Source organism: Tropicimonas sp. TH_r6 (genome assembly GCF_033101155.1).
In the GTDB taxonomy this organism is placed as follows: domain Bacteria; phylum Pseudomonadota; class Alphaproteobacteria; order Rhodobacterales; family Rhodobacteraceae; genus Tropicimonas.
This window is the reverse complement of sequence record NZ_JAWMPX010000018.1, coordinates 12,412-37,843: the sequence shown is the minus strand read 5'-3', so window position 1 is coordinate 37,843 and position 25,432 is coordinate 12,412. Positions and strand designations below refer to the sequence as shown.

The 25,432-nt window shown below is 60.1% G+C and carries 21 protein-coding genes and 2 pseudogenes; 11 read left to right on the top strand and 12 right to left on the bottom strand.

The genetic code is table 11. The annotated features are described in order from the left end of the window. Positions 1 to 6 precede the first annotated feature (6 nt). Positions 7 to 1,953, top strand: a complete 1,947-nt coding sequence (locus R3X27_RS16655; protein ID WP_317710006.1) for an amidohydrolase — start codon at positions 7 to 9, stop codon at positions 1,951 to 1,953. Positions 1,954 to 2,411: 458 nt separating this feature from the next. Here the strand turns inward: R3X27_RS16655 and R3X27_RS16650 are convergent, their stop codons facing one another. Both R3X27_RS16650 and R3X27_RS16645 read right to left on the bottom strand, forming a co-directional pair. Continuing rightward, the gene (locus tag R3X27_RS16650) at positions 2,412 to 2,696 is read right to left on the bottom strand and encodes an amidohydrolase family protein (protein ID WP_317710064.1); all 285 of its coding nucleotides are present in this window, start codon (positions 2,694 to 2,696) and stop codon (positions 2,412 to 2,414) included. Between the two features lie 74 nt (positions 2,697 to 2,770). Continuing rightward, positions 2,771 to 3,438: pseudogene (locus R3X27_RS16645) on the bottom strand (IS6 family transposase). Here R3X27_RS16645 and R3X27_RS16640 point away from each other — a divergent pair. From R3X27_RS16640 to R3X27_RS16620, 5 genes and pseudogenes are all read left to right on the top strand, one after another. Next, a pseudogene (locus R3X27_RS16640) lies at positions 3,420 to 4,253 on the top strand (IS3 family transposase); the annotation flags it as partial. The pseudogenes R3X27_RS16645 and R3X27_RS16640 sit on opposite strands and share 19 nt — an antisense overlap. A 245-nt stretch (positions 4,254 to 4,498) precedes the next feature. Then, positions 4,499 to 4,942 carry a DUF302 domain-containing protein gene (locus R3X27_RS16635; RefSeq protein ID WP_317710005.1) on the top strand — a complete coding sequence of 148 codons (444 nt, stop codon included), beginning with the start codon at positions 4,499 to 4,501 and terminating at the stop codon, positions 4,940 to 4,942. A gap of 858 nt (positions 4,943 to 5,800) precedes the next feature. Further along, positions 5,801 to 7,705, top strand: a complete 1,905-nt coding sequence (locus R3X27_RS16630; RefSeq protein WP_317710004.1) for a DUF3604 domain-containing protein — start codon at positions 5,801 to 5,803, stop codon at positions 7,703 to 7,705. A 184-nt stretch (positions 7,706 to 7,889) separates the two neighbouring features. Next, entirely contained in the window at positions 7,890 to 8,264 is a 375-nt protein-coding gene (locus R3X27_RS16625; RefSeq protein ID WP_317710003.1) for a hypothetical protein, read from the top strand. Continuing rightward, positions 8,251 to 9,585, top strand: a complete 1,335-nt coding sequence (locus R3X27_RS16620) for a polysaccharide biosynthesis C-terminal domain-containing protein (protein WP_317710002.1) — start codon at positions 8,251 to 8,253, stop codon at positions 9,583 to 9,585. The genes R3X27_RS16625 and R3X27_RS16620 overlap by 14 nt, the downstream gene beginning before the upstream one ends. On the opposite strand, the gene galE is transcribed toward R3X27_RS16620, so the two are convergent. From galE to R3X27_RS16595, 5 genes are read right to left on the bottom strand one after another with little or no spacing between them, the layout of a single operon-like run. Further along, positions 9,582 to 10,607, bottom strand: a complete 1,026-nt coding sequence (gene galE / locus R3X27_RS16615) for a UDP-glucose 4-epimerase GalE (RefSeq protein ID WP_317710001.1) — start codon at positions 10,605 to 10,607, stop codon at positions 9,582 to 9,584. The two genes, R3X27_RS16620 and galE, sit on opposite strands and share 4 nt — an antisense overlap. Before the next feature lie 23 nt (positions 10,608 to 10,630). After that, the gene (locus tag R3X27_RS16610; RefSeq protein WP_317710000.1) at positions 10,631 to 11,863 is read right to left on the bottom strand and encodes a glycosyltransferase family 4 protein; all 1,233 of its coding nucleotides are present in this window, start codon (positions 11,861 to 11,863) and stop codon (positions 10,631 to 10,633) included. Continuing rightward, entirely contained in the window at positions 11,860 to 13,293 is a 1,434-nt protein-coding gene (locus tag R3X27_RS16605; protein WP_317709999.1) for an O-antigen polymerase, read from the bottom strand. The genes R3X27_RS16610 and R3X27_RS16605 overlap by 4 nt, the downstream gene beginning before the upstream one ends. Then, a complete protein-coding gene (locus tag R3X27_RS16600; RefSeq protein ID WP_317709998.1) occupies positions 13,290 to 14,084 on the bottom strand; it encodes a class I SAM-dependent methyltransferase in 795 nt (264 codons plus the stop codon). Before R3X27_RS16600 ends, R3X27_RS16605 begins: the two co-directional genes overlap by 4 nt. Positions 14,085 to 14,088: 4 nt before the next feature. Further along, entirely contained in the window at positions 14,089 to 14,928 is an 840-nt protein-coding gene (locus R3X27_RS16595; RefSeq protein ID WP_317709997.1) for an FkbM family methyltransferase, read from the bottom strand. A gap of 165 nt (positions 14,929 to 15,093) precedes the next feature. On the opposite strand from R3X27_RS16595, the gene R3X27_RS16590 reads away from it, so the two are divergent. After that, positions 15,094 to 16,251, top strand: coding sequence for a glycosyltransferase (locus R3X27_RS16590; protein WP_317709996.1), 1,158 nt, complete (start codon positions 15,094 to 15,096; stop codon positions 16,249 to 16,251). Positions 16,252 to 16,421: 170 nt separating this feature from the next. Next, on the top strand, positions 16,422 to 18,548 hold the full coding sequence (locus R3X27_RS16585) for a GumC family protein (protein ID WP_317709995.1): 2,127 nt from the start codon (positions 16,422 to 16,424) through the stop codon (positions 18,546 to 18,548). Positions 18,549 to 18,611: 63 nt separating this feature from the next. On the opposite strand, the gene R3X27_RS16580 is transcribed toward R3X27_RS16585, so the two are convergent. The 4 genes from R3X27_RS16580 to R3X27_RS16565 form a co-directional block, all read right to left on the bottom strand. Then, the gene (locus R3X27_RS16580) at positions 18,612 to 19,514 is read right to left on the bottom strand and encodes a sulfotransferase (RefSeq protein ID WP_317709994.1); all 903 of its coding nucleotides are present in this window, start codon (positions 19,512 to 19,514) and stop codon (positions 18,612 to 18,614) included. After that, entirely contained in the window at positions 19,511 to 20,197 is a 687-nt protein-coding gene (locus R3X27_RS16575; protein ID WP_317709993.1) for a class I SAM-dependent methyltransferase, read from the bottom strand. The genes R3X27_RS16580 and R3X27_RS16575 overlap by 4 nt, the downstream gene beginning before the upstream one ends. Beyond that, a complete protein-coding gene (locus R3X27_RS16570; protein WP_317709992.1) occupies positions 20,194 to 20,772 on the bottom strand; it encodes a sugar transferase in 579 nt (192 codons plus the stop codon). The genes R3X27_RS16575 and R3X27_RS16570 overlap by 4 nt, the downstream gene beginning before the upstream one ends. A gap of 311 nt (positions 20,773 to 21,083) precedes the next feature. After that, positions 21,084 to 21,644 (bottom strand): TetR/AcrR family transcriptional regulator, encoded by a 561-nt coding sequence (locus tag R3X27_RS16565; RefSeq protein WP_317709991.1) that lies wholly within the window; start codon positions 21,642 to 21,644, stop codon positions 21,084 to 21,086. Positions 21,645 to 21,804: 160 nt separating this feature from the next. Here R3X27_RS16565 and gntH (R3X27_RS16560) point away from each other — a divergent pair, with 160 nt between their 5' ends. Then, on the top strand, positions 21,805 to 23,022 hold the full coding sequence (gene gntH / locus R3X27_RS16560) for a guanitoxin biosynthesis MBL fold metallo-hydrolase GntH (protein ID WP_317709990.1): 1,218 nt from the start codon (positions 21,805 to 21,807) through the stop codon (positions 23,020 to 23,022). Between the two features lie 55 nt (positions 23,023 to 23,077). Here gntH (R3X27_RS16560) and R3X27_RS16555 read toward each other — a convergent pair whose 3' ends face one another. Further along, the gene (locus R3X27_RS16555) at positions 23,078 to 23,464 is read right to left on the bottom strand and encodes a hypothetical protein (protein ID WP_317709989.1); all 387 of its coding nucleotides are present in this window, start codon (positions 23,462 to 23,464) and stop codon (positions 23,078 to 23,080) included. A 94-nt stretch (positions 23,465 to 23,558) separates the two neighbouring features. Here R3X27_RS16555 and gntH (R3X27_RS16550) point away from each other — a divergent pair, with 94 nt between their 5' ends. After that, on the top strand, positions 23,559 to 25,019 hold the full coding sequence (gntH, locus tag R3X27_RS16550) for a guanitoxin biosynthesis MBL fold metallo-hydrolase GntH (RefSeq protein WP_317709988.1): 1,461 nt from the start codon (positions 23,559 to 23,561) through the stop codon (positions 25,017 to 25,019). Between the two features lie 38 nt (positions 25,020 to 25,057). After that, on the top strand, positions 25,058 to 25,399 hold the full coding sequence (locus R3X27_RS16545) for a hypothetical protein (protein WP_317709987.1): 342 nt from the start codon (positions 25,058 to 25,060) through the stop codon (positions 25,397 to 25,399). The last annotated feature ends 33 nt before the right edge of the window (positions 25,400 to 25,432 follow it).

The window sequence follows — 25,432 nt, the reverse complement described above, 5'->3', positions numbered from 1 at the left end:
CGTATCATGCGCTCCCGTTTCCGCACCGCCGGTTGGCTGGCAGCCCTCCTTCTGACAACCTCCATCGCCTCCGCGCAGGAGATCGCCGACACGATTTATGAAGGTGGCCCGATCCTGACCATGAATGACGCCGCACCGCGGGCGGAGGCGCTCGCGGTCAAGGATGGGCGTATCCTCGCCGTAGGTCCCCTGGTCGAGATGCTCAAGCATCAGGGCGACGGCACCGAGTTGCGCGACCTGGACGGAAAGACCCTGCTGCCCGGTTTCGTCGATGCACATGGCCATGTCATGCTGATCGGGCTTCAGGCGATGGCGGCCAACATGCTGCCCGCGCCCGATGGCGAGGTCAATTCCGTCGCCGACCTTCAGCGGGTCCTGACGGAATATGCCGAGGCCAATGCCGAACGGGTGAAGGCTGTCGATGCGATCATCGGCTTTGGCTATGACGATTCCCAACTGGCCGAGCTGCGCCATCCGACCCGGGACGAACTCGACGCCGTCTCGACCGAATACCCCGTCTATATCCTGCACCAGTCCGGCCATATCGGCGTGGCCAACAGCAAGGCGTTGGAACTGGCCGGGTTCGACGAGGCGACCGAAGAGCTGCCCGGCGGCGTGATCCGTCGCGAGGAAGGCTCCAACCGCCCCAATGGCGTGCTGGAAGAGACGCCGCATTTCGCGGCTCTGATGAAGGTGCTCCAGCATATCGACGCCGACGGCATGCAGGCGATGTTCCGCGCCGGCGTGGATCTGGTGGCCTCCTATGGCTACACCACCGCGCAGGAAGGCCGCGCCACCACCGGGCAGGCCAAGGTCATGCAGGCAACGGCCGGCGCCGGCGAGGGGCTGCCGATTGATGTGGTGACCTACCCGGACGTGCTGGTCGACCGCGACTACATCGCCGAAACCCATTCTCGCGAGTATACCGACGGCTTCCGTGTCGGTGGCGCCAAGCTGACCATCGACGGCTCCCCGCAGGGCTTCACCGCCTGGCGCGACCGGCCCTATTACAACCCGCCCTCACAGTTCCGCGCCGATTACCGCGGCTATCACGCGGCCAGCCCGGACCAGGTCTTCGATGCCATCGACTGGGCCTTCGACAATGACATCCAGATCCTGACCCATTCCAATGGCGAGGCGGCGAGCGACCTGCTGCTGGCGGCCATCGAGACGGCAGAGAAGGCGCATGGGATGGCCGACCGCCGGCCGGTTCTGATCCATGGCCAGTTCCTGCGCGAAGACCAGGTCGACGCGCTGAACCGGCTGGAGATCTTCCCCTCGCTCTTCCCGATGCACACCTTCTATTGGGGCGACTGGCACCGTGATCGCACTGTCGGCCCGGTACTCTCCAACAACATCTCCCCGACCGGTTGGGTGCTGGAGCGCGGCATGCGTTTCTCCACCCACCATGACGCGCCGGTTGCCTTCCCGGATTCGATGCGCGTGCTCTCGGCAACGGTCAGCCGCCGCTCGCGCTCGAGCGACATTATCGGGCCGGAGCACCGGGTCGACCCTATGACCGCGCTCAAGGCGATGACGATCTGGCCGGCCTGGCAGCATTTCGAGGAGACCGAAAAGGGCTCGCTGGAGCCGGGCAAGCTGGCCGACCTCGTGATCCTGTCGCAGGATCCCACCGCGATCGACCCCGAGACGATCAACAGCGTGCAGGTCGTGCAGACGATAAAGCGAGACGAGGTGATCTATGACCTCGCGACGGTCAAGGATGGCAACCTGCGCTGGCGCCCGGGCCGCAATGGCATCGACACGGCGGGCGAATTCTACCGCAAGGCCTCTCTGGCAACGGAAATCCCGTCAGGGCTGACGGGCGCGCGCAAGATCATCGCCGAACAGATGGCAGCGCTCTCGATCCATAGCGGCACCTGCGTGTCGGATTACCTCGTGAACAACCTGTCCGAGAGTTTCGAACAGGCTGCGAAGACCCTGGAGAAGTAGAACCAGGGGGCGACGACCGGCATCTGCCGGTCGGACGGGGAAGGTCACTGGAGCCCTGGCCGCCAGATTGCTTCGGCGGTTGGTCGGTGAGAGGTTTGCTGGGCCTTGTGCTGTTGTCGCACTGGGCACCATCGCCCCATGAGAGCTGAACTGAAGCCCGGACGTCCAACCTTTCAGGCGATTGCCGCGGTCTCGACAAGAAAGCTGTATCCGAGATCACCGGTCGAAGCGATAGAACGGTCGCTGGAACTCATGCGAACGGTTCTGGAGCGAAAGCAACGGTCGCTCCGATGCGGGCTTTTCCGACAATCACTCTGCTGCTTACACCTCGCGGCAAGCTGCACACGGTACGCATCATGCCGTCCTTGCGACAGGCCCGCTTTCACAATCTATCGTTTGTCGAGAGCCACACTCATCGCAGAGGCAATCCGCTGGTTGACCGTGCAGACATCTCCGGTTCAGCCAACCTGGCCCTGCGTCACCCATTGCAGAGCGGAAAACCCATAGGCGCGGCCGTTCGGGACAGGTCCAAGCGAGGCGTGATCGGGCGCCGCGCCGGCAAAGGTGGGTTTCGGCAGAACGCGACCTTCATGCACGGTTCCCCAAATCCCGATATCCTGGATCTTGTCCGCAGCCACGGTCAGCGGGTTGTCGTCCAGGATGGTGAAATTGGCCAGCTTGCCGGGGACGATACTGCCCACTTCATCCTCCAGCCTGAGGGAATACGCAGCCTCCAGCGTGATTGCCTTCAGCGCACCTATCCGGGTTCTGTCGCAGATTTCCTGAGGGCTAGACGTAAGCTTTTGGCTGGACGCAGTTATCCCGCCAGAGCCGCGTAGGTCTGAAACGCCGTCTGCTCGTCGGTGCCAAGCTGACCCTTGCGGATCATGTGGGCGGTCTCGATTCCGAACAAGGTCGCTTGCGCGGCGGCGAGTGATTTGAATCCAAGCATTGGCCGGGTCAGTTCTTGATGAAGCGGTGGTCTTGTTCAATCAGGTTGTTGAGATACTTGACCTGCAGAACCTCGATCAGCCAGAACCATCCGCTCAGAAGGAGATGGATGTTCAGGTTTTCCAGCCCGGCCAGATTGGCGCCACTCTTGTCGATCACCACCTTGTCCGGCCAGCCGTTCGTGGAGATCACCCGCGCGAAGAACGCCGTTTCTGCGGCCTCGTCCCGATGCTCAGACAGCCTGAAATCAAGGGCGTTCCCGTCCCGATCGATGGCGCGGCACAGGTAGCTCCAACGACCCCTTACCTTGATGTAGGGCTCGTCGGCGCGCCAAGAGCTGGCGGTTTGCGCCTTTCGTTTCTGTGCCTCCGCGGCGAGCAACGGCGAATACTTCACGACCCATCGGTTGAGGGTAGCATGATTCATAACCACGCCGCGCTCGGCCATGATCTCTTCCTGGTCGCGATAGGAAACGGCGTAGCGGACGTAGAAGAATTTGCTGAAGGAAGCTCTGGAAAAAAATGATACGGCCAGCTCAGCGCCGGGAGTTGGCCGTGAAAGCGGTGGCGATGACGGGTGCTAGCATTGCTCTGGCCTGTCGCGCATTCAGCATCAGCGAGACGTGCTACAGATACAGCCCCAAGCTGGATGAGGAGAACGAACAGATCGCAGAACTGCTCGTCGGACGGACGACGGCCAAGAAGACCTGGGGCTTCGGCCTGTGCTTCCTGTATCTGCGGAATGTCCAGGGCCATGGCTGGAACCACAAGCGTGTCTACCGGATCTAGCGCGAACTGGAGTTGAACCTGAGGATCAAGCCACGCAAGCGGCTGAAGCGGCCGAACCCCGAGGAACTCGCGGTTCCGGGCGCACCGAACGAGGTCTGGTCGATGGATTTCATGGCGGATCGACTTGAGGACGGCCGGGCGTTTCGGCTGCTGAACGTCCTGGATGACTTCAACCGCGAGGGATTGGGTATCGAAGTGGACTTCTCGCTGGCTGCCGAACGGGTCGTACGGGCGTTGAACCAGATCATCGAATGGCGTGGCGCGCCAAAGGCGATCCGGGTGGATAACGGTCCCGAATCCGTCAGTGGCACGCTGGTCGAATGGGCCGAGCAAAGGAGCATTGCCCTGACCTACATCCAACCCGGAAAGCCCCGGCAGAACGCCTATGTCGAGCGCTACAATCGCACGGTCCGGCACGAGTGGCTGGACCTCTACATCTTCGAAAGTATCCACGAGCTGCAGCAGATTGCCACCGAGTGGCTCTGGTCCTGCAACAACGAGCGCCCGAACATGGGCACCGGTGGGATGACACCCGCCCAGAAACTGAAAATGGCCGCGTAAATTCTACGACCAAACCCCCGCACAAATGCGGGGATTACCATGGGATGTGCCTCCATGAGATAGTCTTATGGATGCGGCCAGGAAAGCCTACGAAGAGTTCCACAATGTGAGTCCGACGGCTCCAAACGCGGCGCGCCCGCGGCCACGGATTGCAAAGCCCTTGCCATAGCGACATTGGGACATTTAGGCTCGCATATCCCCCACCAATCGGGGGCTCTCGTCCGACGCAAACATAGGGAAACGAAATGAAGTCCTTGGCTGCCTCACTTGTCGCAATCTCCCTCTCGCTGCCAGCATTTGCCGCAGATGTTGTAACCGTCCCGTCCGCAAGCGGTGTCATGTCGACCATGGATGCGCTGGAGGCCGCAGTCGAGAAGGCCGGAGCGACGGTCTTTGCCAGGGTCGACCACGCCGGCGGAGCAAACTCTGTCGGATTGGAGCTATCCGACTCTCAGCTTTTGGTGTTTGGAAATCCGAAGCTGGGAACTCCGGCCATGCAGGACGATCCGCTTGCCGGCCTCTATCTCCCGCTCAGGGTGCTCGTTTATCAGGATGCGGACGGAAAAGTCTGGTTGGCATATGAAGACCCTGAAGAGATGTTTGATGACCTCGAGATTTCGGACGACGCCCCGTATCTGGAGAAAATGAAGGGTGCGTTGTCCAAATTGACAGCATCTGCGGGTGGCTAAGCCGCGAGAAGCCGCCTTTGGGTGTTTGCCCCTGTCGTGACCTTTTCCGATCAGGGCTGCGCGGCATGGCCGACAGACCCGGGTGCGAGGTGGAGCTGTGGAGGGAGCTACAATAGGCTGAAATCGGAGTCGGCAACGACTAGTCCGGCATCACTACGCATGGGGGCGGGTCGATCTCCAGCTCTCGCAAGCCAGGAATCGTGTGTCTCGGGATACGCGTGCATCCACATTTCAGGGGTTATCGAAGGCCGGCAAAACTCAACGTCTCTATGAGGGAGCGGATTCCTGAGCATAGCCTGTCAGAGCCAAACGAACCGTCAGCAGCAACGTCGTCGCCATTCCCGACAGAATGTACGTTCCTATGAATCCGAGCCATCCAAACCCCATTGCCAATGACAGGACTGCGAGCACGATCCCGACAAGTACTGACGGCGCTACAAATCCAACGACCATGAGTTCCTCCGTCTGTTTGTCCCAGTTGAAGGCTCGCACATGTAACGAGAAAAAAACGCTCGCTGTTTGTGGGGAGTTTGAGTTCAACAACTGCGCTATTGCGCATCGAGAGTTCACAGCACTGGCCCCCAACCCGTGCGGAAAAAGTTGAAACAATGTCGCCCGGCAAAACACCTGGCTGGGCGTTCTGTTGAAAGCTCTGCTGTTTCGGGGGGGGGCAACGTGGCCAACTTCGTGCGAACCGTCTGGACGTCATCATCAATGCCGAAGGCACCGGTGCAGTTTGTTCGGGTTGAGACGCTCGGTTGACCCAATTTGGAACTCAACCTACGGTATAGTCCTTGGGGAATGCCTTTGATTCCTTCGGATCGCGGGACAGGTATCGGCGTAGTGTGGGAGAACACGATGAACTGGACGTCTGCAACTGGACTTGCTCTTGTTTTTGCAATTGGTGCGACCAATCCAGCATCGGCGCAGGAATACTCAACCGAGCAGATCGACACAGAAGCTGCCCTCGCAAGCGATCATTTCTCGCCATATGCCGGACGCAACTTCCCTACTACCCCTCTGTTTGGCGACACCCATCTTCATACGGCCGTGTCGGTAGATGCCGGCACAATGAACAGCGTCGGTCAGGAAGAGGCCTTTCGGTTTGCGAGAGGCGAAGAAATAACAACAACGCATGGTTTGAAAGCCAAGTTGTCACGTCCGCTCGATTTCATCGTCGTTTCCGATCATGCGGAGATGTACGGATTGATGCCGCAACTTCTCAACGGCGACCCCGAGGTTCTATCAACGGAAATCGGCAAGAAATGGTACGAGAACCTGACGAGTGGCGATCCTGCAATCGCCTTCAACACGGCGATGGAGATCGTTGCGTCCCTCTCAGAAAACGAGCCGCCTATCGACAATCCCAAAGCGACGCGAAACGCGTGGCGGGCCTATACAGCTCTGGCCGACCAATACAATGAACCCGGTGTGTTCAGTGCCATCATTGGCTGGGAGTATACGACCGAAGGTGCCAACAACCTGCATCGAAACGTGCTGTTCCGGGGAGATGCGTCGGCGGCCAACCAGGTGGTTCCCTTTTCGCAGTATGACAGCAAGAATCCGGAGGATCTTTGGGCATTTCTCCAGGATTTTGAAGATCGCACCGGAGAAGAAGTTCTTGCAATCGCTCACAACGGCAACCTGTCAAATGGCCGGATGTTCTCGTTCAACGCTTACGATGGCTCGGACCTGACGGTCGAAATCGCTGATGCACGCGCCCGGTTTGAACCACTCTACGAGGCGACGCAGATCAAGGGTGACGGTGAGGCCCACCCATTCCTCAGCCCGGATGACGCGTATGCCGATTTCGACACATGGGATGCGGCGAACCTGAATGGCACCGAGGTAAAAGAGCCAGAGATGCTTGCCGGAGAATACGCTCGTGAAGCGCTGAAGCGCGGGATGAAAATCGAACAGGACCTGGGCGTTAACCCGTTTAAGTTCGGCATGATCGGGTCGACAGACTCCCATACGTCGATGGCCACCGCTCAGGAAGACAACTTCTTTGGCAAGCATTCTGGCGTCGAACCGGAACCAAATCGCTGGGAACACCTTGTTATTGAGGCGCCGGACCCGAGCCTGTCTATCTACGGCTGGAAACAGGCGGCGGGTGGGCTCGCGGCGGTCTGGGCGCAGGAGAACACGCGCGAGGCGATATTTGACGCAATGATGCGCAAGGAGACCTACGCGACAACGGGGTCCCGAATGTTGGTTCGTTTCTTCGGCGGATATGACTTCACGGACGAAGATACCCAGAACCGTTTGCCGGCAGATGTCGGCTACAAGAAAGGCATTCCGATGGGCGGTGACCTGAATGCCGCACCAGACGGAAAGGCGCCGACGTTCCTCGTAGCGGCTTTGCGCGATCAGTATTCCGGCAATCTTGACCGCATCCAGATCGTCAAAGGATGGCTCGACGCGGAAGGCGAAATGCAAGAAAAAATCTACAATGTCGTCTGGTCCGGTGATCGCGAACTGGACGCAAATGGAAAGCTTCCGGATGTTGGCAACACGGTGGATGTGGCCAATGCATCCTGGACCAACTCAATCGGTGCTCCAGAGTTGCTCGGTGTCTGGGAAGACCCCGATTTTGATACCTCAGAACGGGCGTTTTACTACGCGCGCGTGATCGAAATCCCGACGCCGCGCTGGACCGCCTATGAAGCAAAACGTTTTGGTGTCGAAATGTCGGAGGAAGTTCCGATGATAACCACCGAACGCGCTTACACGTCGCCGATCTGGTACACACCGAAAAGCTGAGCAGCAAACGGCAGTGGGCGCGGACTGGTCGCGCCAAATACGACCGTCAGACCGTTTGCGCAGGGCGGGGTTACATCACAAACGCCATCAGACATGTTCAAGCTCGCATTTTGAACCGTGATCCACGTTGTCCGCCGTGCATCCATCACGGGGTTCGTATCCGATCGTCTCTCGTGTTTCGGAGATGTCCCCAAACGCCACGGTGCTGTTCGGGTTGGCAATCCTCGAAAACGCATTCGACGATCTGATGGATCTGGAAATCATCCCCGCTGACCGGATCATGGAGCGCGAAAAGGATCTCCTCGACACAGCGAAAGCCTCAATCGGACGGCTGTTCCCGGAGTTCGACGTCCTGATCGTGGACGAGATCGGAAAGAACATCAGCGGCGAGGGAATGGATCCGAACGTGACAGGACGCCCGGGCTCCGGCTTGCCAGGGTTCGACGGCCCAAGCATCCAGAAGATCGTCGCACTTCGTTCAACGGCCAATCGCGCCGATGCGACCGCGGCTCGACAGGGCCGCGTCTCAGTCATAGAACACGCAGATGGGTTTGCCTGAAAATGATTATTCACCGACAGAAAGGCTTCGCCTCCTGAAAGGCGCCTTCGGGTCGCTGCTCGTTCATACGGGAGCGATTCTGGTTGGGCTCGGTACGTCGATGGTATTGGGCCGGTTGCTCGGCGCAGAAGGATTTGGCAACTACACGCTGTTTCTGGTCGTGTTCACACTTGTCGGACTACCGATCCATAAAGGGTTGCGCGCCTTCGTCCTTCGGGAGGTTTCCGCGGCGCGCGAGGCCGGCGACACGGCGCATCTGGCGGCGGTGTTGGGGTTCACTCGGCGTTCGATCTTGCAGTTCTCGCTTATCTTCGCCGCGCTCGTCACGATTGCCGCCATGATCATGCCAGGCCAGGCGTCCTTTGTTGTCGTTTCGGCCTTGCTTGTGCCGCTTCTGGCGCTGCTGGAGCGTCAAGGCGCGTTTATCGCGGGGCTGGGGCATCCGATCGCAGGTCAGATACCGGAGCAGATCTTGCGTCACCTCTTGCTGATTCTGATGATCGCAACTGCGGTTGTTTCGGGGCTGGGAGCACGGATCACGCCGCAGGTCGCCATGGCGCTGTCCTGTTCAGCCATTGCCCTGTCCCTGCTTGTCACCGGTCCTTTCCTGCGTCGAGCGCTGGCAGCGCAGCCCGCTTTGCCTTTGCCCGGCCCGGCCCGGCCCGGCTGGTTCTGGAGCATGTGCCTATTGTCGATGATCGCCGGGCTGGCTTATCTCAACCAGCGCATCGATCTGTTGGTCATTGCTGCCCTGCTTGATACGCGGGATGTCGGGATCTACCGGATCGCCGGACAGGTCGCACTGCTGGTCGTCATCCCGCAGATCGCGATCAACCGCTATATCTCGCCTGCGATGTCGGCCGCATTCAAGGCCCGGAACCACGGTCGGATGCAACGCCTGCTTGCCGGAGCATCGTTCCTGGCAATCGCCGGCGGTTTGCCTTTGGCCCTGACACTCGTCCTGTTCGATGTCGAGATCCTGACCATGGCTTTCGGTGGCGACTATGCTGAAGGAGCCGCAAGCCTGTCGATCCTTACCCTTGGCTATCTCGCCAGCGCAGTGTTCGGATCGGTTGGGGTGGCGCTGACAATGACGGGCCACGAGCGCGATGCCGCATGGGGAATGGGGATCGCGGTGGCGAGCAACCTGATGTTGAACGTCCCGATGGTGTTGTGGCTGGGAATGCCTGGAGCGGCCATCGCAACCGCGATCAGCCTCCTGATCTGGAACGCCTTTCTGGCATGGCGGGTGCACCAGCGTACCGGGCTGGGTTCCAGCGTGGTGTTCCTGCCGTTTCTGACGCGGGCAGAGCGGTCCTAACCTATGCCGCGAGCATTGCAGATCCAGCTCCAGTTCGATTCGCACATCTCGTCGACCGAACGCTTCGCCTCGAACCCGATCAACTCCCGCGCGACGGTCACATCCGCATAGGTCGCAGAAACGTCGCCCTCGCGCCGGGGCGCAAAAAGATGAGGCAGCTCGCGGCCGACAGCGCGCGAATAGGCGGAAATGACATCAAGCACGGACTGCCCCTGACCGGTTCCCAGGTTGAGCACCAATGGTGATTGGCCACCATCGAGGTGATCGAGACACAGAACATGCCCGTCGGCAACGTCGCAAACATGAATGTAGTCCCGGATCGCGGTGCCATCATGCGTATCGTAGTCATGCCCGAAGATCGGCACATGCGGGAGCTCTCCCGTTCCGGTGCGCGCAAGTATCTCCATCAGGGTCCTCGAATTGCCGAGCGATTTCTCCCCAATCATCCCGGAAGGGTGACAGCCGGCAGGGTTGAAATAGCGCAGCATGCCGATCTGCCAGCGCGGATCGGACGCCGCGGCATGTTCCAGGATCTGCTCGCAGATCAGCTTTGTGTGCCCATAGGGGCTTTTGAAGCTGCGAGGCGCATCCTCGGCCACCGGAAGACGCGCCGGTTCGCCATAGATGCTGCAGCTCGACGAGAATACCAACCGGAACAGCCCGGCAGTGCTCATCGCTTGAAGCACATTGACCAGCCCCGAAACATTGGTCTCGTAGTACTGCAGGGGGATCTCCGTCGACGCTCCGACATCCTTTCGCGCGGCGAAATGGATAACCGCATCGAACCGGCGCTCGGCAAAGACCTGGTTCAGTAGCTGCCGGTCCAGAACATTGCCTTCGATATACTCCACCGGACGGCCTGTCAGCCGGCTCAGCCGGTCGATCACATCGCGATGGGAATTCGAGAAATCGTCGAGGATCACCACGCGATACCCGGCCTCGATCAGCGCGACATACGTGTGAGATCCGATAAAACCGGCGCCACCAGTCAGCAGGATAGGGTCTTTGGCAGTGTGCGTCATCTTTCCCGTAACACTCTGTTTTATCATTGGTTGAGTCTGCTCTTTTCGTCCGGCCGGGAAACTCGTCCGGAGGCGACGTATTCCCGAAAGCCGGTCCAGAACTTATGTCTGGCGTCATCGAGCGTGCTTTCGGCATATCGAGCGGCGACCTGCCAGTTCCGTTGCGCCCGCGCATGCATCCAGCCCGGATCGTCGCGGCCCCGAAGCAGACGTGCCGCGAGGTCGCTCGCGGAACCTGGCGCTATCATGTCCTCGGGATCGAGGAGTTCGGGAATGCCGGCCGTCGTGGACCCCACTGCCGGGCAGCCTCGGCTCATCGCCTCGACAAGCGCACGGGGCAGGCCCTCCTTTCGTGAGGGCTGAAGGTAGATATCGATCTCGTCAAGCCAGGCAAAGACCTCTTCGCGTCCCGCCCGGGTCCCGTCGAACTGGACGATCTCGGCCACGCCATGACGGGAGGCGAGCTCTTTCCACGGCGCTGGATTACCCGGTCCAAGGACATGAAAACGAAATTCCGCGTTTTCCGGGCCGAGACGCTCCAGTGCTTCGAAAACCGTCTGAATCCCCTTGAAACGTCCGTTCAGCGTGCCGATCAGGCCGAGACGCAGCGGGCTGGCCTTCCCGGCCTCCCGTTGCTCAGCCTGTCGTGCCAGGCGCCTGTCGAGAACCGATGTCTCCGGCGACGGGATGCTCACGTCGGAAATGGCAGCTGTCACCCCTTGGGCCGGGTAGCGCGACTGGAGGAATGCTTGCGTCACGTAGATCGCGAAAGGCGCTTGGCGCACCGAACGTTGCATCCGGTACCGAACGACCGGAGCATAGAGCATGCCTGCGCGCGTGCCGAAATTCAGGAACCCATCCCAGGGACAGGCGACCACCTCGACAGCGTAGGGTTTGTTGAGCCGCCGCGCCCGTTCTGCTGCCAGAAAACCGATCTCGCTGGGCAGCCGTGCAATTACGGCGTCGGCCTCCGCGACAAGCGCATCCATCTGCGCGCGCGCTTTCGGGCGGGCCAGCGTCATGCCGCGCGGCGAGGTCAGGTTCTCGAAGAAGCGGAAGCTCACACCGGATGCCGAGCTTTCGACAAACCCTTCGGTCGATGCGCCTTCGGCCAGCGCCGCTTCCCGTCCGGCCACGATCAGTTCATCGAAATGCGCAAGGTAGCGCGCCCAGTCCCGGGCCGGGAAATGCACATCCGACAGCACCGCATTGCGCGTTTCGACAAACCGGTGATCATGGGCAAACAGGAGCTTCATCGTCTGGCCCCCGAGACACCGGACCCACGGGAGACCCCGAGCGGCAGTCCGCAATAGATCAATGTGAAGAAGACCAGCACGACACCGGACTGCACCCAGTCGTAGATTGCTGTCGAGTTCGGTTGCAACAGGAACAGGGTTGCCACGTAGAAGAGCCGGTCGAATGGTTTGGTACTGTTCGAAGCAAAGCGATGGGCAAAGCTCTTCATCACGGCCCCGAACGCAAACATGACCAGCACGACACCGGGAACATGCAGGTTCATATAGGCCTCTCCGATATTCCCGGGAGGAACACCGGAGTTCGGGATGTCAAACAGGCGTTCGGACACGATCCGGCCGCCTGCCTCGGGCTTTTCGAAGGGCAACAGGACAGAGGGGATCGCAACAAAGGCCACCGACAGGTAGCTTTCGCCGTAGAGCAGGGGCATCTTGTCCGGGACATTCGCCAGTATCGCGAGGAAACCGTCGAACTCGGTCCCATAACGAAAGATGTTTTCCGCGCCGCGGACAACCTGGCCACCAATGGACGTATCCAGATCCTCGATATTGACCGAACTCGCTCCACGCGAGATCTCGCGAAACTGGCCACCGATGCCGACGACAAACAGCCCCAGGAACAGGAATGAAGCCGTGGCGAGATAGGGAAACCGGCGCCGGTCCAGACACCAGATGGCTCCGGCCATAATGATCGGCACCAGAAGCACCGAGCGTGACCCCGTTGTCGCGAAAGAGATCACCAGCGATAGCAGGAACATGACAATGAAGTCCGGACTCCGCCATTTGTCCGGTGCAAAGGCGAGCCACACCAGGCAGGCATTCACGCCCAACCCGGCGAGGAAATGCCAGTGCCGTCCTCCGAGATCGACATCGACCCAGTTGTCCCGGGCAAGCCCGCGCTGCAACAGCAGCCGGTCCAACCCACCGAGTTCACGCGCCAGGACGGTAAGTGCCACAAGGGAAATGCCCAGAATGATCGCGGTTTTCAGGGCGGGCAGTGCGGGCGCGGCAAATGTCGGCAATGGGAGGCTGATCGGACGAACTGTCAGGAAACCGAGGTAGAACGCGGCCAGCCCGAGCGCCGAGAGCAGGAAGCCTTTCCCTGCGATCGCATTGAGCTCGGCATCGCTGGCCCCGAAGATCGCGTAATGCTCTTCGAAGCCGAACATGAGCACCGGCAGCAGTGGCAGGATATATCGGACAATTCCCCACCACAGCACCATGAACATCAGCGGATGGAACCATCCGACCGTAGGGTCGCGGAGCAGGAACGGAACGATCGCAATGCCGGCATAGACAAGGAATCCCAGCCCGACGAGATATTGCTGTTGCCCCGCAGCAAAGCCTGCGATCAAGGCGGCAAGTGCGCAGAATGCGATGGCGGCGGCAAAAACCAACCGCATCGCGCGTCCGGTTTCCACAAAGGGGCTCACGTCCGCCTGTCCCGTTCGGCCATTTCCATCCCGGCATCCTGCGGCTGTCGGATCAGGATCAGAACGAAGGTCTCGCACATATCCGGCCCAAAAACGGTTTTTGCCAGCACGGTCCAAAGGCGCCACAGGACATGCAGCGGGAAGATCCCGGTGAAATAGTTGCTACACCAATAGGTCTGGACCTTCACGGGAGAGAGGCCGACGGATTGCGCAATCTCCAGCATCTTCGAGGGTGTGCAGTTCCGGTAAAGCGCGGGAAAACCATGATGACCGTCCGACTTCTCTGGAAAGAAACCAAGCAGAATTCGGCGTTTCACGCCTTCGGGCAGCAGGATGTTCAACCGGGCGAAAGCGGCGTTTCTACAGGGGGTGAAGATCGCCGCCACGCCACCGGGACGCAGGCTCGAAGCGATCCCGAGGATAGCCGCCTGCGTGTCTTCTGTATGTTCCAGAGCCGCCTGGGAGATTGCCAGGTCGCCATCGCCAACGCCCCGAAAATCCGCTGCATCCAGGGCGATTGTCTCGTCATAACTACCATCGGGGGCGGCGTTCAGTTCCGCCGCGGAGATATCCACACCCACGACATGGAGCTGCTGCAAACAGCGTCGCGTCACCGACACATAGGGCCGGCTGCCACCTCCCAGATCATAGATCTTTTGGCCATCCTCGATAAGCGCGGGAAGCTGTTCGAGCCGAAACTCGGTGTTTCCGTCGATCCGGTAGACGGCGGGGAAAAGCCGGTCGAACCGTTCGGAAAGCCGTTTATTCAGATCAATCAGCTTGCGAAGCACTGGCCTAAACACCCTTTGCCTGCTTTGCTTCCGTTTCGTTCAGTGCATAGACCATCCAGCCGCGTTGCCAGACCCGGAAGCCGCATTCGGTCAGGATCGAAGTGCAGGCGAGATCTGTCGCTTCGCCATTGCGCTCCGGCGACGCGTCGATCGCGATCTTTCCTATCCGGCTCAAAACCTCTCGCGCGGCGTCCAGGATTTCCGGCTCGAAACCCTCCGCTTCCAATTTCAGAAAATCGATGCGCTTCACGCCATGCGCGTCCATGAGGCTCGCCAGCCGGATAGACCGGACCTCGAGGGTGTCCGTCCAGGCTTCGGTCGGGGCAATGACGGAGCTGTCGCTGAAATCGGGTGAAAGATACAGGGTCCGCGTGCCGTCGGTATCTCCGATCAATGCGTTCACGCAGGTCACAGCGTCCGCATCGGCTGTGTTCATCTTAAGACAGCGAAAGGCACTGTCATCAGGCTCGACCGCGATAACCCGGGCCTGTCGCGCCGCTGCGGCCAGTGTGAACTCCCCGACATTGGCACCGATATCGACGACGATATCGCCGGCTGTGACTTCAACAAAGCCGTCGCAGTACTTTCTCATCATGGCGGCCATCACGCCATCGGCGGGATCGCGATAAAGATAACGTCCGATCTTGAAGGCGGAATTGAAATGCCAGACCCCATTGGCGTTTCGCGCCACGTAGCCCTCTCCGAAGCGCTCGACCTGGGTGTGCAGCCCCCGCCGACGAGGATCAAAAGCCGGGATCAACCGCAGTGCCATCCGGAGGTAGGCCCAATCCGGCAGCAACCGGAACAACATCCGGTTCGCCGTTATCGTTGTCCGGTTGCGCACGCGCTGTTCCTATCTCTGACCGACGGGACTATGCCACAGCCGCCCCGTCGCGCAACCGATAATTCGAAAAGATACCAATCGGTTCTGTGCGTTGGAGGTAGACGGATCCACTTGTCATTCGCGGTTGGCCTATGCCAGAAACCGAGGGAGAAGCAGAGGGCGCGCATGGCACGCATTTCAATTATTGGTGGTGATGGGCGCCGATCCGGCATTCCTCGGTTGATCCAGCTTCTCTGCACGATATTCAGCGGCCCACATGAATTGCGGGTGATCTCGGATGTCGATCGAGGGGGGTACGAGTTTCTCGCCGAGATGGGGATCTCGCATGTCGAAATCCCGGGACTGGCAAGCGGCCTCAACCCTCTCCGCGTCTTTTCGGCTTTCCGGCGCTTGCGCCGGGAGTTGATCGACGAAGAACCGGATGTCATCTGGGTACAGTCCACGGTCTCGGTGATGCTGGCGAGGATCGTCCTTGTCGAGCTTCGATGGTTTCGGCGCCGCCCGGTCGCACTTGTTGTATCTTATAACGGCGTGCCCTTTGGTCCCGGGCGCGCGCCGGGCATCGCCTTGGCGATGCGGATTCAGGAATACCTGTTTCTAGCCACCGTACCGCGCCATCTCCTTATCTTCATTTCGAAAATGGACCTCGACTTGATTCCCCGGATGCTGAAGGCCCGGCATGTTATCGCCATGGCAATCAACTGCTCCAATTTGGGGATATCGCAGGCGACCGCCAAACAGACCGCGCCCGCGCCGGGAGCGCCAAGGCGGATCGTGATGACCACCCGCCACTCCTATCAGAAGAACCTCGAGGCCGCAGCGGAGGTTTTCGCGCGCTTGCCGGACGGATACGCGCTGTGCCTTCTGGGCCCCGATACAGAAAGTGAGCAGATCAAGGCTGCCTTTCGTACCCGGATGACCCCTGCAAAATTCGAAGCGGTGGAATTCCGGGGACCACAGAGCGATGTGGTGCCATTTCTTCTCGACGCCGATCACTACCTGATGACATCGCGATACGAGGGCATGCCTTTTGGCGCCATCGAGGCTTTCGAATGCGGATTGCCGATTGCGTTGACGGATGTCGGCGGGACTTTCGAAATTGCCGGAGTACATCCGCTCTTCGCGGAGATCTCTGTCATCGACGAAGACGCGATTGCACATGCTGCCAGCGCGATCCACGCTCAGGTTGACCGGTATCGCGAGCGACCGGCCGATTGGCGTCGCAAGATCCAGACCGCCTGGGCGACGCGTTTCTCCCTGCCTGTCTGGACCGAAAGCGTTGAAGCCTGCCTGGACAGCGCGCTCGAAGACCTGCGCGGCTGACCCGTGCGAAGAGATCGGGGGCCTTCCTTTTTCGCCGGACAATTGTTGGCAAGCCCATATTGGCATTGGGGTTTTCTTGCTCTTCCGGTAACAATCGACGCCAAGATGCGTCTCGGAAACCAACCGTGGCCGCAGGTCAGGACTCGGACGGGACCGCAAGGGGGTGAGACGTGACAGGAAAGAACCAGGCGGCGACCGATGCGGAGAAAAGGCCGGTCGGGGTCGCCGAGCGGTCTGCGTCGGGTGACTTTTACGGCCTCATAAGGACTTTGGGGCGTGGAAAGCTGGCCATTCTGCTATGTGCGATCCTGTTCGGCATCGCGGGCGCTTTCCTGACCTTGAAGGTGCAGGTCCCGCATTTCTCCTCAAGCTCCGAAGTGGCGCTGGTCAACCGTCAGGAGCAGGTCGCGGATCTGGAATCTGTCTTGTCCGGACTGTCTGCCGACCAGTCGACAATCAATACCGAAATCGCGCTGATCCGCTCGCGCTCGCTGCTGGAGAAGTTGGCTCACGACCTGATGCTGCTGGACGATCCCGAGTTCAACACGACTCTGCAGGAACCATCCGAATTCGCGCCGAAGGTGGTCTTGTCACGCCTGCCTGGTGTCGATCTTCTCCGCAAGCGGGACTATTCAGAACAGCAACAATTGGCGATCACAGTCCATAACATACTGCAATCTCTTAAAATATCCAACTACCGGCAGAGCTATGTCATCTTGATTACGGCGACGACGACCGATCCGGATAAGTCCGCCCGGATCGCGAACCGGCTGGCCGAGCTTTATATTGGCGACCAGTTGGACCAGAAATTCGAGGCAACGGAAAAGGCGACCGAGTGGTTGACCGAGCGGACGACCGGTCTGAAAGCCGAGCTTGAGACGGCGGAAGGCCGCATCAAGACGTTCACATCCCGCATCGACTTGATCAGTCCGCAAACGCTGGAGGCGCTCAACCGGCAGATGAAGGAACTCCGCAGCCGGATCGCGCAATCCAACGAAGGTCTGGACGCGCTCGTTTTGCAACTTGCGCGGTTCGATGCCGTTGACCTGTCCGAACCGCCCACCGAGATTGCCGCGCTGGTGGATGACCCTGTCGTCGATCGGGCCGCGCGGCGGTTCCAGTCGGAACAGATCACCCGGGAGGCGTTCTTCGAAACCCTTGCAATGCGGGAAGGGGAGCTTCGCAAGGAGATGTCGCGACAGCGAAGCCAGGTCGACTTGCTCGATGTTTCCCTTGTCCAGTTTTCGAACAGGATCGACAGGCAATCCTCGGATCTCGTGACGTTGCAGCAACTCGAACGCGAGGCCGAAGCGAGCCGGCTGATCTATGAGCATTTCCTCGGTCGGCTGAAGGAAACCCGCGTTCAGCAAGGGATCCAGCAAGCCGACAGCCGTATCCTCTCGGCGGCGGTGCCGCCGCTGGAGGCGTCGTCCCCGAGCCTTGGGCTGAATCTGGCTCTGTCGGTTTCGCTCGGACTGATGGTCGGCGCCGCGGTGGTCCTCTGGCATGAACTCCGCAAGGACCGGGTCCGCAGTACCGAAGAGCTCGAAGCTCTGACCGGGTTGACGGTTCTGAGCGAAGTGCTGAAGGCACCGGTCAAGCGGCGGCGGGATTTTGTCGGCTTCCTTTTGAATAACTCCAGCTCGGCTTTCCTCGAAACCATCCGGAACCTGCGCACGACGATGATGATGGCGCATCCCGATACGGAGCTGAAGGTCATCATGCTGACCTCTTCGATCCCGGGAGAAGGCAAGACAACCCAGACGCTGGGGCTCGCCGCCAATTTCGCCAGCCTCGGCGAGCGCGTCCTTCTGATCGAGGCCGATATCCGGCGCCGGACCCTCGGCGTCTATTTCCAAGGCGCGAAGGGCACAGGGCTGGTGACGGCGGTAAAAGAAGGTGGTTGGCCGGACAGCGGGATTTTTCGGCATGAGCAGATGGATATCGACATCCTGTTCGGGGAACATTCCTCCGAGAACGCCGTCGATTTCTTTGCCTCCGAGGCGTTCGGCGGGTTTCTGGACGAGGCGCGCAAGCGCTATGACAGGATCATTATCGACACGCCGCCGGTTCTTGCTGTGACCGACTCGCGCGTGATTGGCGCCCATGTCGATGCGATCCTCTATGTTGTCCGCTGGGACAGTACCGAGAGGTCCCAGATCAGCGCCGGTATCCGGTCGCTGCGGACCGCGAAACTGCCCGTGAGTGGCCTCGTGCTGACGCAGGTCGATCCCAAGGGAATGCGGAGATATGGCTACGGGGGCGGCATGGGCTACTCGCGCGGTTATTACACCTGATAACTGCATCCTGCGCGGACGGGCGGACCAGGACAGGCTGTTAAGCGCGGTTTCCGTCCCGGCTCAACGGGGGGTCCAGTGGCTGAGGTCACGGTCCAGAAGACGCGACAAAAGCTCGATATCCGGCGCGAAAGTGGACTGGAGACGCGCGACCAGTTGCGGGTCCAGCCGCTTTGATTTTGCCGGCTTGCGGACCAGGCGCTTCAAGGCGCCCTTGATGCCAGTTGCCTCGGCCAGCGCGATGAACGCGCGTTCGGTTCCCGGTGCGCGAGCCAGAGCTTCGCGCAGAGATCGCATGGTTCCGGAGCGAAAGGTCGAGCGTTGGTTATGTGTTGGAAAGCTGTGCTTCCCGTCATGCTCAAGATCGAGAAAGTCCAGCACCGTGGCGTAGACCGCGCCGGCATCAGCTTTCAAATCCTCAAACAGGATGAACTGAACCTGCTCCCGTGGACAGATCCGAAGAAGACGGTCGACTTGCGCGCCGAAACTGGCCATCTCGCGATAGAAGAGCAGTTTCGGATCGATGCAAAATTCCGGGATGCGCTCTCCCCTGGCGCGGGCCTCCTGCAGGTCCCATGCCTCGGCAAGGTCGGCAACGTCCTCGTTCAGCGCAACGAGTTGCTGTGCGTGGTATGAGGGGATCATCTCGATCGGGTTGCGTAGCATCACCACGATCCGTGCGTCGGGCGTGGCGGCCAGGATGTTCTCGCAGGCGACGGCTGAATTGAGATAGATTGCAGTGGCTTCGCCGATCCTGATCTGGCTTGCCTTGGCGTCGGCAAACAGCGCCAGATACTCCGCTTCTCCCCGAACCTTTGACATGTCCGGATAGTCGCTCGAATAGTAGAACGGCTCCTTGGGGTTGCACACGAAGATCTGAGGATGTGTGCGGAGATATTCACTGAGCGAGGTCGTGCCGCATTTCGGCGCCCCGACGATGAAGAAATCAGGTCTCGTCTCGGTCATGGGGAGGTTTTCTGGCGAGGTCGGGCAATCGCTCGGATTTCACTGACCGGACGCAGAAAACGCAGCGCCGCCAGGGCGAGGCGATAGGTAGGGTCGCCGGAGCGCGCAACGGGGGCGAGCCTGCGTTCGTACCCGAACGGCCCGGTGCCGATCCGATCCAGTTCAAACCCCGCGGCTTTGATCAGGTTTCCAAGCGTCAATGCGCTCCAGGAATACAGATGATGATTTGGCTCCTCCTCGATATAGCGGCGTTCGCGGCCCCGGGAATCGTTCGGAACGTAGATCAGCAACTTGCCGCCCGGGGCCAGGAAGCGTTCGGCTTCCTGTAAGAGTCCCATCGGATCGGGCACATGTTCGAGCACGTGGTGCATCAGGATGACCGAAAACCGGCGCCCGTCCAGTTCGTCGAGTTCCTGCACGAAGGGAATGCCCAGTGTGGCGCAGGCCGAGGCCGAAAAGGAACCGATATCCTGCCCGACTTTCTCGGCGGCATGGAGCGCGGCGAGATTGGTCCCAAGACCAATGCCGATTTCAAGAACGGTGTCTGTCGGCCCGATATGGGCGCCCAACTTGCGCGCCCGATTGCGCGCCATTGCATCGAACTCAGGCGGACTCGTCCGGAGAACCGCGTCGGCATAGGTCTCCCCTTCGGCGTGCCGATAGGTCTCCGATGCCGGCCTCATGAGCTGCCTTTCCCCGTCAGAAGGACAATGAACGTTCTGGTGATCACGAAGAACTCCATTTTCAAGGATTGCTTCTCCAAGTAGTCGAGGTCCCATTGTAATTTCGCATGGGCCCCGGTGGCGCTGTCGGTATAGCCCATCATTACCTGTGCTAACCCGGTTATCCCCGGCCGGATCTGCTGGCGCTCGCGATAGCGGGGAATTCGGTTTGAAAACTCGGCATAAAAGCCGGGCTGTTCCGGACGAGGACCGATAACGCTCATGTCTCCCAGCAGAACGTTTATGATCTGTGGGATTTCGTCGATGCGACCGCGTCTGAGAAGGCGGCCGAACCCCGATATTCGGTGTGCCTCGGAAGTCGCGAAACGTGCCTCTGTCGCCTCCCCCATCATCGTGCGGAGTTTCCACATCCGGAACAGTTTCTCGTTCATTCCGACGCGCACCTGGCAGAAGAAAAGCGGCCCCGGGTTGAGAAACGGGTTCAGAAGAGCAACGATCAGCATCGTCGGCACGGCTAGAACGAGAAGGGCCGCCACCAAGATGAGGTCGAGTGTACGTTTGACGATGTTCGACAACTCCGCGCCCTCGTTTGTGCTCTTGCCGGCAAGCCCCGGACCGACCCACCTGCCGCCACTTCGGACAGGCCGGTTTCTCGGCGCATTAAATCATGCCAATTCAAACGTCTCAATGGTGGGTTGGGGGGCATCCGCCTGGTGGTGATGCTCTCCGGTTGTTTACCGCTTTCGCCGCGGTATTTCGAGGACCTGCTGCCCGAGCGCGACATCAATGCCAGCGACGAGGTCGACTGCGTCTGACAGCACCAGTTAAACAGCTCGACGCCTGAAGCGGCCGGCCGAGAGACGGCTCGAACTTTTTGCAACGGGGCTCAGACCGAGCGCGAAACAAGGACTTCCCAATGACGCCGAAGGGAAACCTGCCAATCGCGATCCGCCTTCAGGCCCGCCGAAGACTCACCCATGAGATAGGCGACCAGAATTCGGCCCCGGACGCGGGCCTCGTCTTCTGCGAAACCGGCCTGGCCAAACATCCCAGCGGCGAAGTCATACCGCCGCTGCAACGTCCGTTGAAAAACCGCCTGGACGCCGGGATCGGACTTTGACCAGACCGCGATCGCATGGTCGGGCTCGGCAGCGCCTTCCTGGACGACTTGCTTCATAAGCAAGAAAATCCGCTCCTCGGCTGGGCCCGAGAATTCTCTGGCGTCGCGGATGATATGATCCGTGAGCTGGTGCTCCCAGTGGTTCAAAACAGCGTCGAGAAGGTCCTTCACCTTCTTGAAATGCCAATAGAAGCTCCCGCTGGTCACGCCCAGTCGTTCGGCCAAGACGACGACCTTGATCCCGGTGACGCCGCGCTCGAAGAGGATCTGCAGCGCAGCCTCGATCCAGTCCTCCCGACCAAGACGACGTTTTTCCAAAGTTTCCATAGACACCTCTATTGACACAAAACACGGAACCATTCCATAGATATCTCTATGGAGGGTTCGCGGGACCCGGCTTCGCGCCGTAACACCACATCTCCATTCCCGCCTCAAGTAGGCGCGGACGATCGGTCTCGGACAGCTGACCAAAGAGGGGGAGAAGGACATGAACATGGATTTCCGGACTACCGTCAGATCTGTAACACTGGGTATCCTTGGAGCGGCGATGGTCGGGTTGGCTCCGCAGGCCGTGGCCCAGGACGCCGCCGATGCCATGCCAACCGGAAGAACCGCCGTGGCGATCACCGATGGCGTCTATCCGGCCAGTTATTTTCCCAATACCGAGACTCTTGGCGCCGATGAATTGCGGGTCATCGCGCTCGGAACGGGCATGCCGAACCAGACGAAGGCCGCCGTTTCGATCTCGTTCCTTGTCGAACTGGGCAATGGCGACAAGTTCCTGTTCGATATCGGGTCGGGCTCCACCAACAATCTGTTCTCGCTGCGGCCGGATTTCTCAAAACTCGACAAGGTCTTTTTCAGCCATCTGCATGTCGATCACGTCGGTGATTTCATGGGGCTGCACGTTGGCGCGTGGTTGTCGGGGCGTTACACGCCGTTGCGTGTCTTCGGGCCAACGGGCTCAACCCCCGAGCTTGGCACCAAGGCCTATGTGGAGGGCATGAAGCAGGCCTATGCCTGGGACCTTCAGACCCGCACCGGCGCCCTGCCCGACAAGGGCGCCGAGATTGAAGTGACCGAGTTCGACTTCAAGCAGGAGAATGTGGTCGTCTACGAGGAAAACGGCGTAACCGTCCGCTCCTGGCCGGCGATTCACAGCCTTGATGGCTCTGTCAGCTATTCGCTGGAGTGGAACGGGCTGAAATACGTTTTCGGCGGCGATACCTATCCGAACAAATGGTATGTCGAATACGCAGCCGGTGCGGACCTTGCCTCGCATGAGTGTTTCCTGCCGCCGCAGGCGCTGTCGGACTATTTTGGCTGGGATTTGTCGCAGGCAACCTATGTCTCGACCCGGGTGCATACCGAGCCGGCGGCCTTCGGCAAGGTCATGGATGCCGTGAAGCCGCGCCACGCCATGGGGTATCATTCGGTTTTGAGTCCGGAGAACTTCCAGGCGATCCTCGAGGGCGTGCGCACGACCTATGATGGAGAGTTGACGCTGGCCCGCGACCTCACGGTAATCAACGTGACCAAGGATCAGATCGTTGTCCGCGAAGCTTCGGTGGATGAGTACGTCTTGCCGCCGAGCGTGACACAATCCTATATCGATGCGCCGCGTTCCGATGAAAAGTCACCGTCCGACTGGACCATGGCCGGAAAATGGGAGGGGTATACCCCGCCACCGATGCCCGACAAGTGACGCGACGCGCCGGGACGGCCTTGTCGCCCGGCGCGGCCTCAGACGGATCACCCGATCACATCGGCTTGCGGACAAGGAACGTATGGCTTTGCTCGAAGATGTCGCCGGGCATGTCTTCGGAGACGGGGAAATCCATGGTGCACCTTGCGCTTGCAACGATCAGCCAGATGCGGGTGCGCATTTCCAGTTCCTCACCCGCAAATCCCATCTCCTCGAACAAGCTGCGAATGAAAGCATACCGGCCATGATCGACTTCGCGCACCTTGGCTGCGATGTCGGAATCCTGCGCAGCCCAGGCTCGGAAAGTAATTTCATGAAGGTCCAACCCTTCCCGTTTCACGAGTCGTGTGAGGGTAAGAAGGCGATCCTCGGGGCTGCCCACCTGCTGTCCGATGGTTTCGATGACATAGCGGTTGAACCGCTCTACCCAAAAATCGACCATCTGGTCGGGCGTCCACGTCAATCCGGTGGACGTTGAACGATATCCGGGAGCGTCAGAACCGCTTGTCGGCATGAGATTGGAAGGAAACCACGCAATGAACCACGGACGGAGCCTCAGGCAAGGGACATGCGCGATACTGTCGGTGGCCGCCCTGGCGACCATGGTTTCGGTGGAACCGGTCGACGCGGCTGGCGGCAAGGTCACAGATCCCAACGGGGTCGCGCCGGATCGGTTCTTCTACTACCCCGGCACCGAGGAGCTTGGCCCTGAGGAAATCCGCATGACGGCCTGCGGCACCGGTATGCCGTCGGCCCGGCACAAGCATGCGGCGACCTGTTTTCTCGTCGAGCTTGGAAATGGCGACAAGTTCTCCTTCGATATCGGCACCGGCTCGATGGCCAATGTCGCAGCCTACATGATCCCCTATGACATGCTGGACAAGGTGTTCCTGACCCATCTGCACACTGACCATTGGGGCGATCTGGCGACCCTCTGGGCGGGCGGCTGGACGGCGGGACGCACGGGCCCGCTGAAGATCTGGGGGCCTTCCGGCGCTACTGAAGAGATGGGGACCAAATACGCCGTCGAAAACTTCCTCAAGGCGTTCAACTGGGACCTGCAAACCCGCAACTTCGCGCTCAGTCAGGAACCGGGAAAGATCGAGGTCACGGAGTTCGACTTTCGGGGCGAGAATGAGGTGGTCTATCAGGAGAACGGTGTCACTGTCCGCTCCTGGCCCGCCATTCATGCCGGCGATGGCCCCGTCAGTTTCGCGCTGGATTGGTCGGACCTGAAGATCGTGATTGGTGGCGATACCTTCCCCAACAAATGGTGTATCGACTATGCCAAGGATGCGGATGTCGCCATCCACGAGACCTTCCTGACCTCCGATCAACTGGTGAAGTTCTACGGCCAGTCTCCCGAACAGGCGCTTGGTGTCGGCACGCAGGTGCACACCGCCCCGCCGGCCTTCGGCAAGGTCATGGCGGAGATCAAGCCGCGACTGGCGATCGGCTATCATTTCTTCAACGAGGAAGGCACGCGGTTCGACATCTACGAGCAGGTCCGCTCGGTCTATGATGGCGAGCTGTCGCTGGCCGCTGACAACATGGTCTGGAACATCACTGCGGACGCAATCACCGAACGCATGGCCGTGATCACCGAGGAGGCCTGGTCGGTGCCTGGCGCGAAGGAACCGCCGAAACCCGATCCGACCGGCCTCACCGATCCGCTGAGCGACGAGATGAAGGACGGCGCCTGGGATGTGAGCGACGTTCTCAAGCCGCTCGTGGACGATGAAGTAGTCGGACGACCGACGATGGGGCGGCCGGCAGCGTTCCAGTTTCGGGCTGTCCGCCCGGATGACGGAGCGGCCGAGGTGACTATCGATCTCCGCCAGACATGGCCCCATAGCCTGGTATGTCGTGCCGGTTCTGAACGCCTTGGGAACAGCGCCTCTTGGAAATTCCAAAGACCAGATCTCCCAGCAAGCTTGACTTCGCCGAGGGGTCAGTCGACCCTTCGAACGTGCCCACAAAGCCAGGCTCGCTCATGAATTAGTGAAGACCGCCAACAAGATAGAAAGGACCTACAATGCGCTATGCACTCGCACTCCTGATCGCCGGGCTGGCCATCCCGGCAACCGCCCAGACGGCGCTTCTGACGGCCTCGCCGATCCCGGAAGGTGCCGAGTCCCGCTTCTGCTATTATGCCGGGCTCGCCTATTCGAAGAACGCGTACCTCCTCATCGGCGGCAACAACCAGTCCGCTCAGATGACCGGCGGCACGATTGGCTCCACTGGCGACGCAGGCGGTGCACTGCATTCCGGCGGGCAGATCCAGACCCGGGGCGAGCAGAAACCGCTGGAATGCGTCGAAGGGGACGATGGCGTTCTTCGCTGGACGTCCGTGGCCACGATACAGATCAGCAAGTAACGTGATCGATCAGGTGGGCTGAAGAGGAGGATC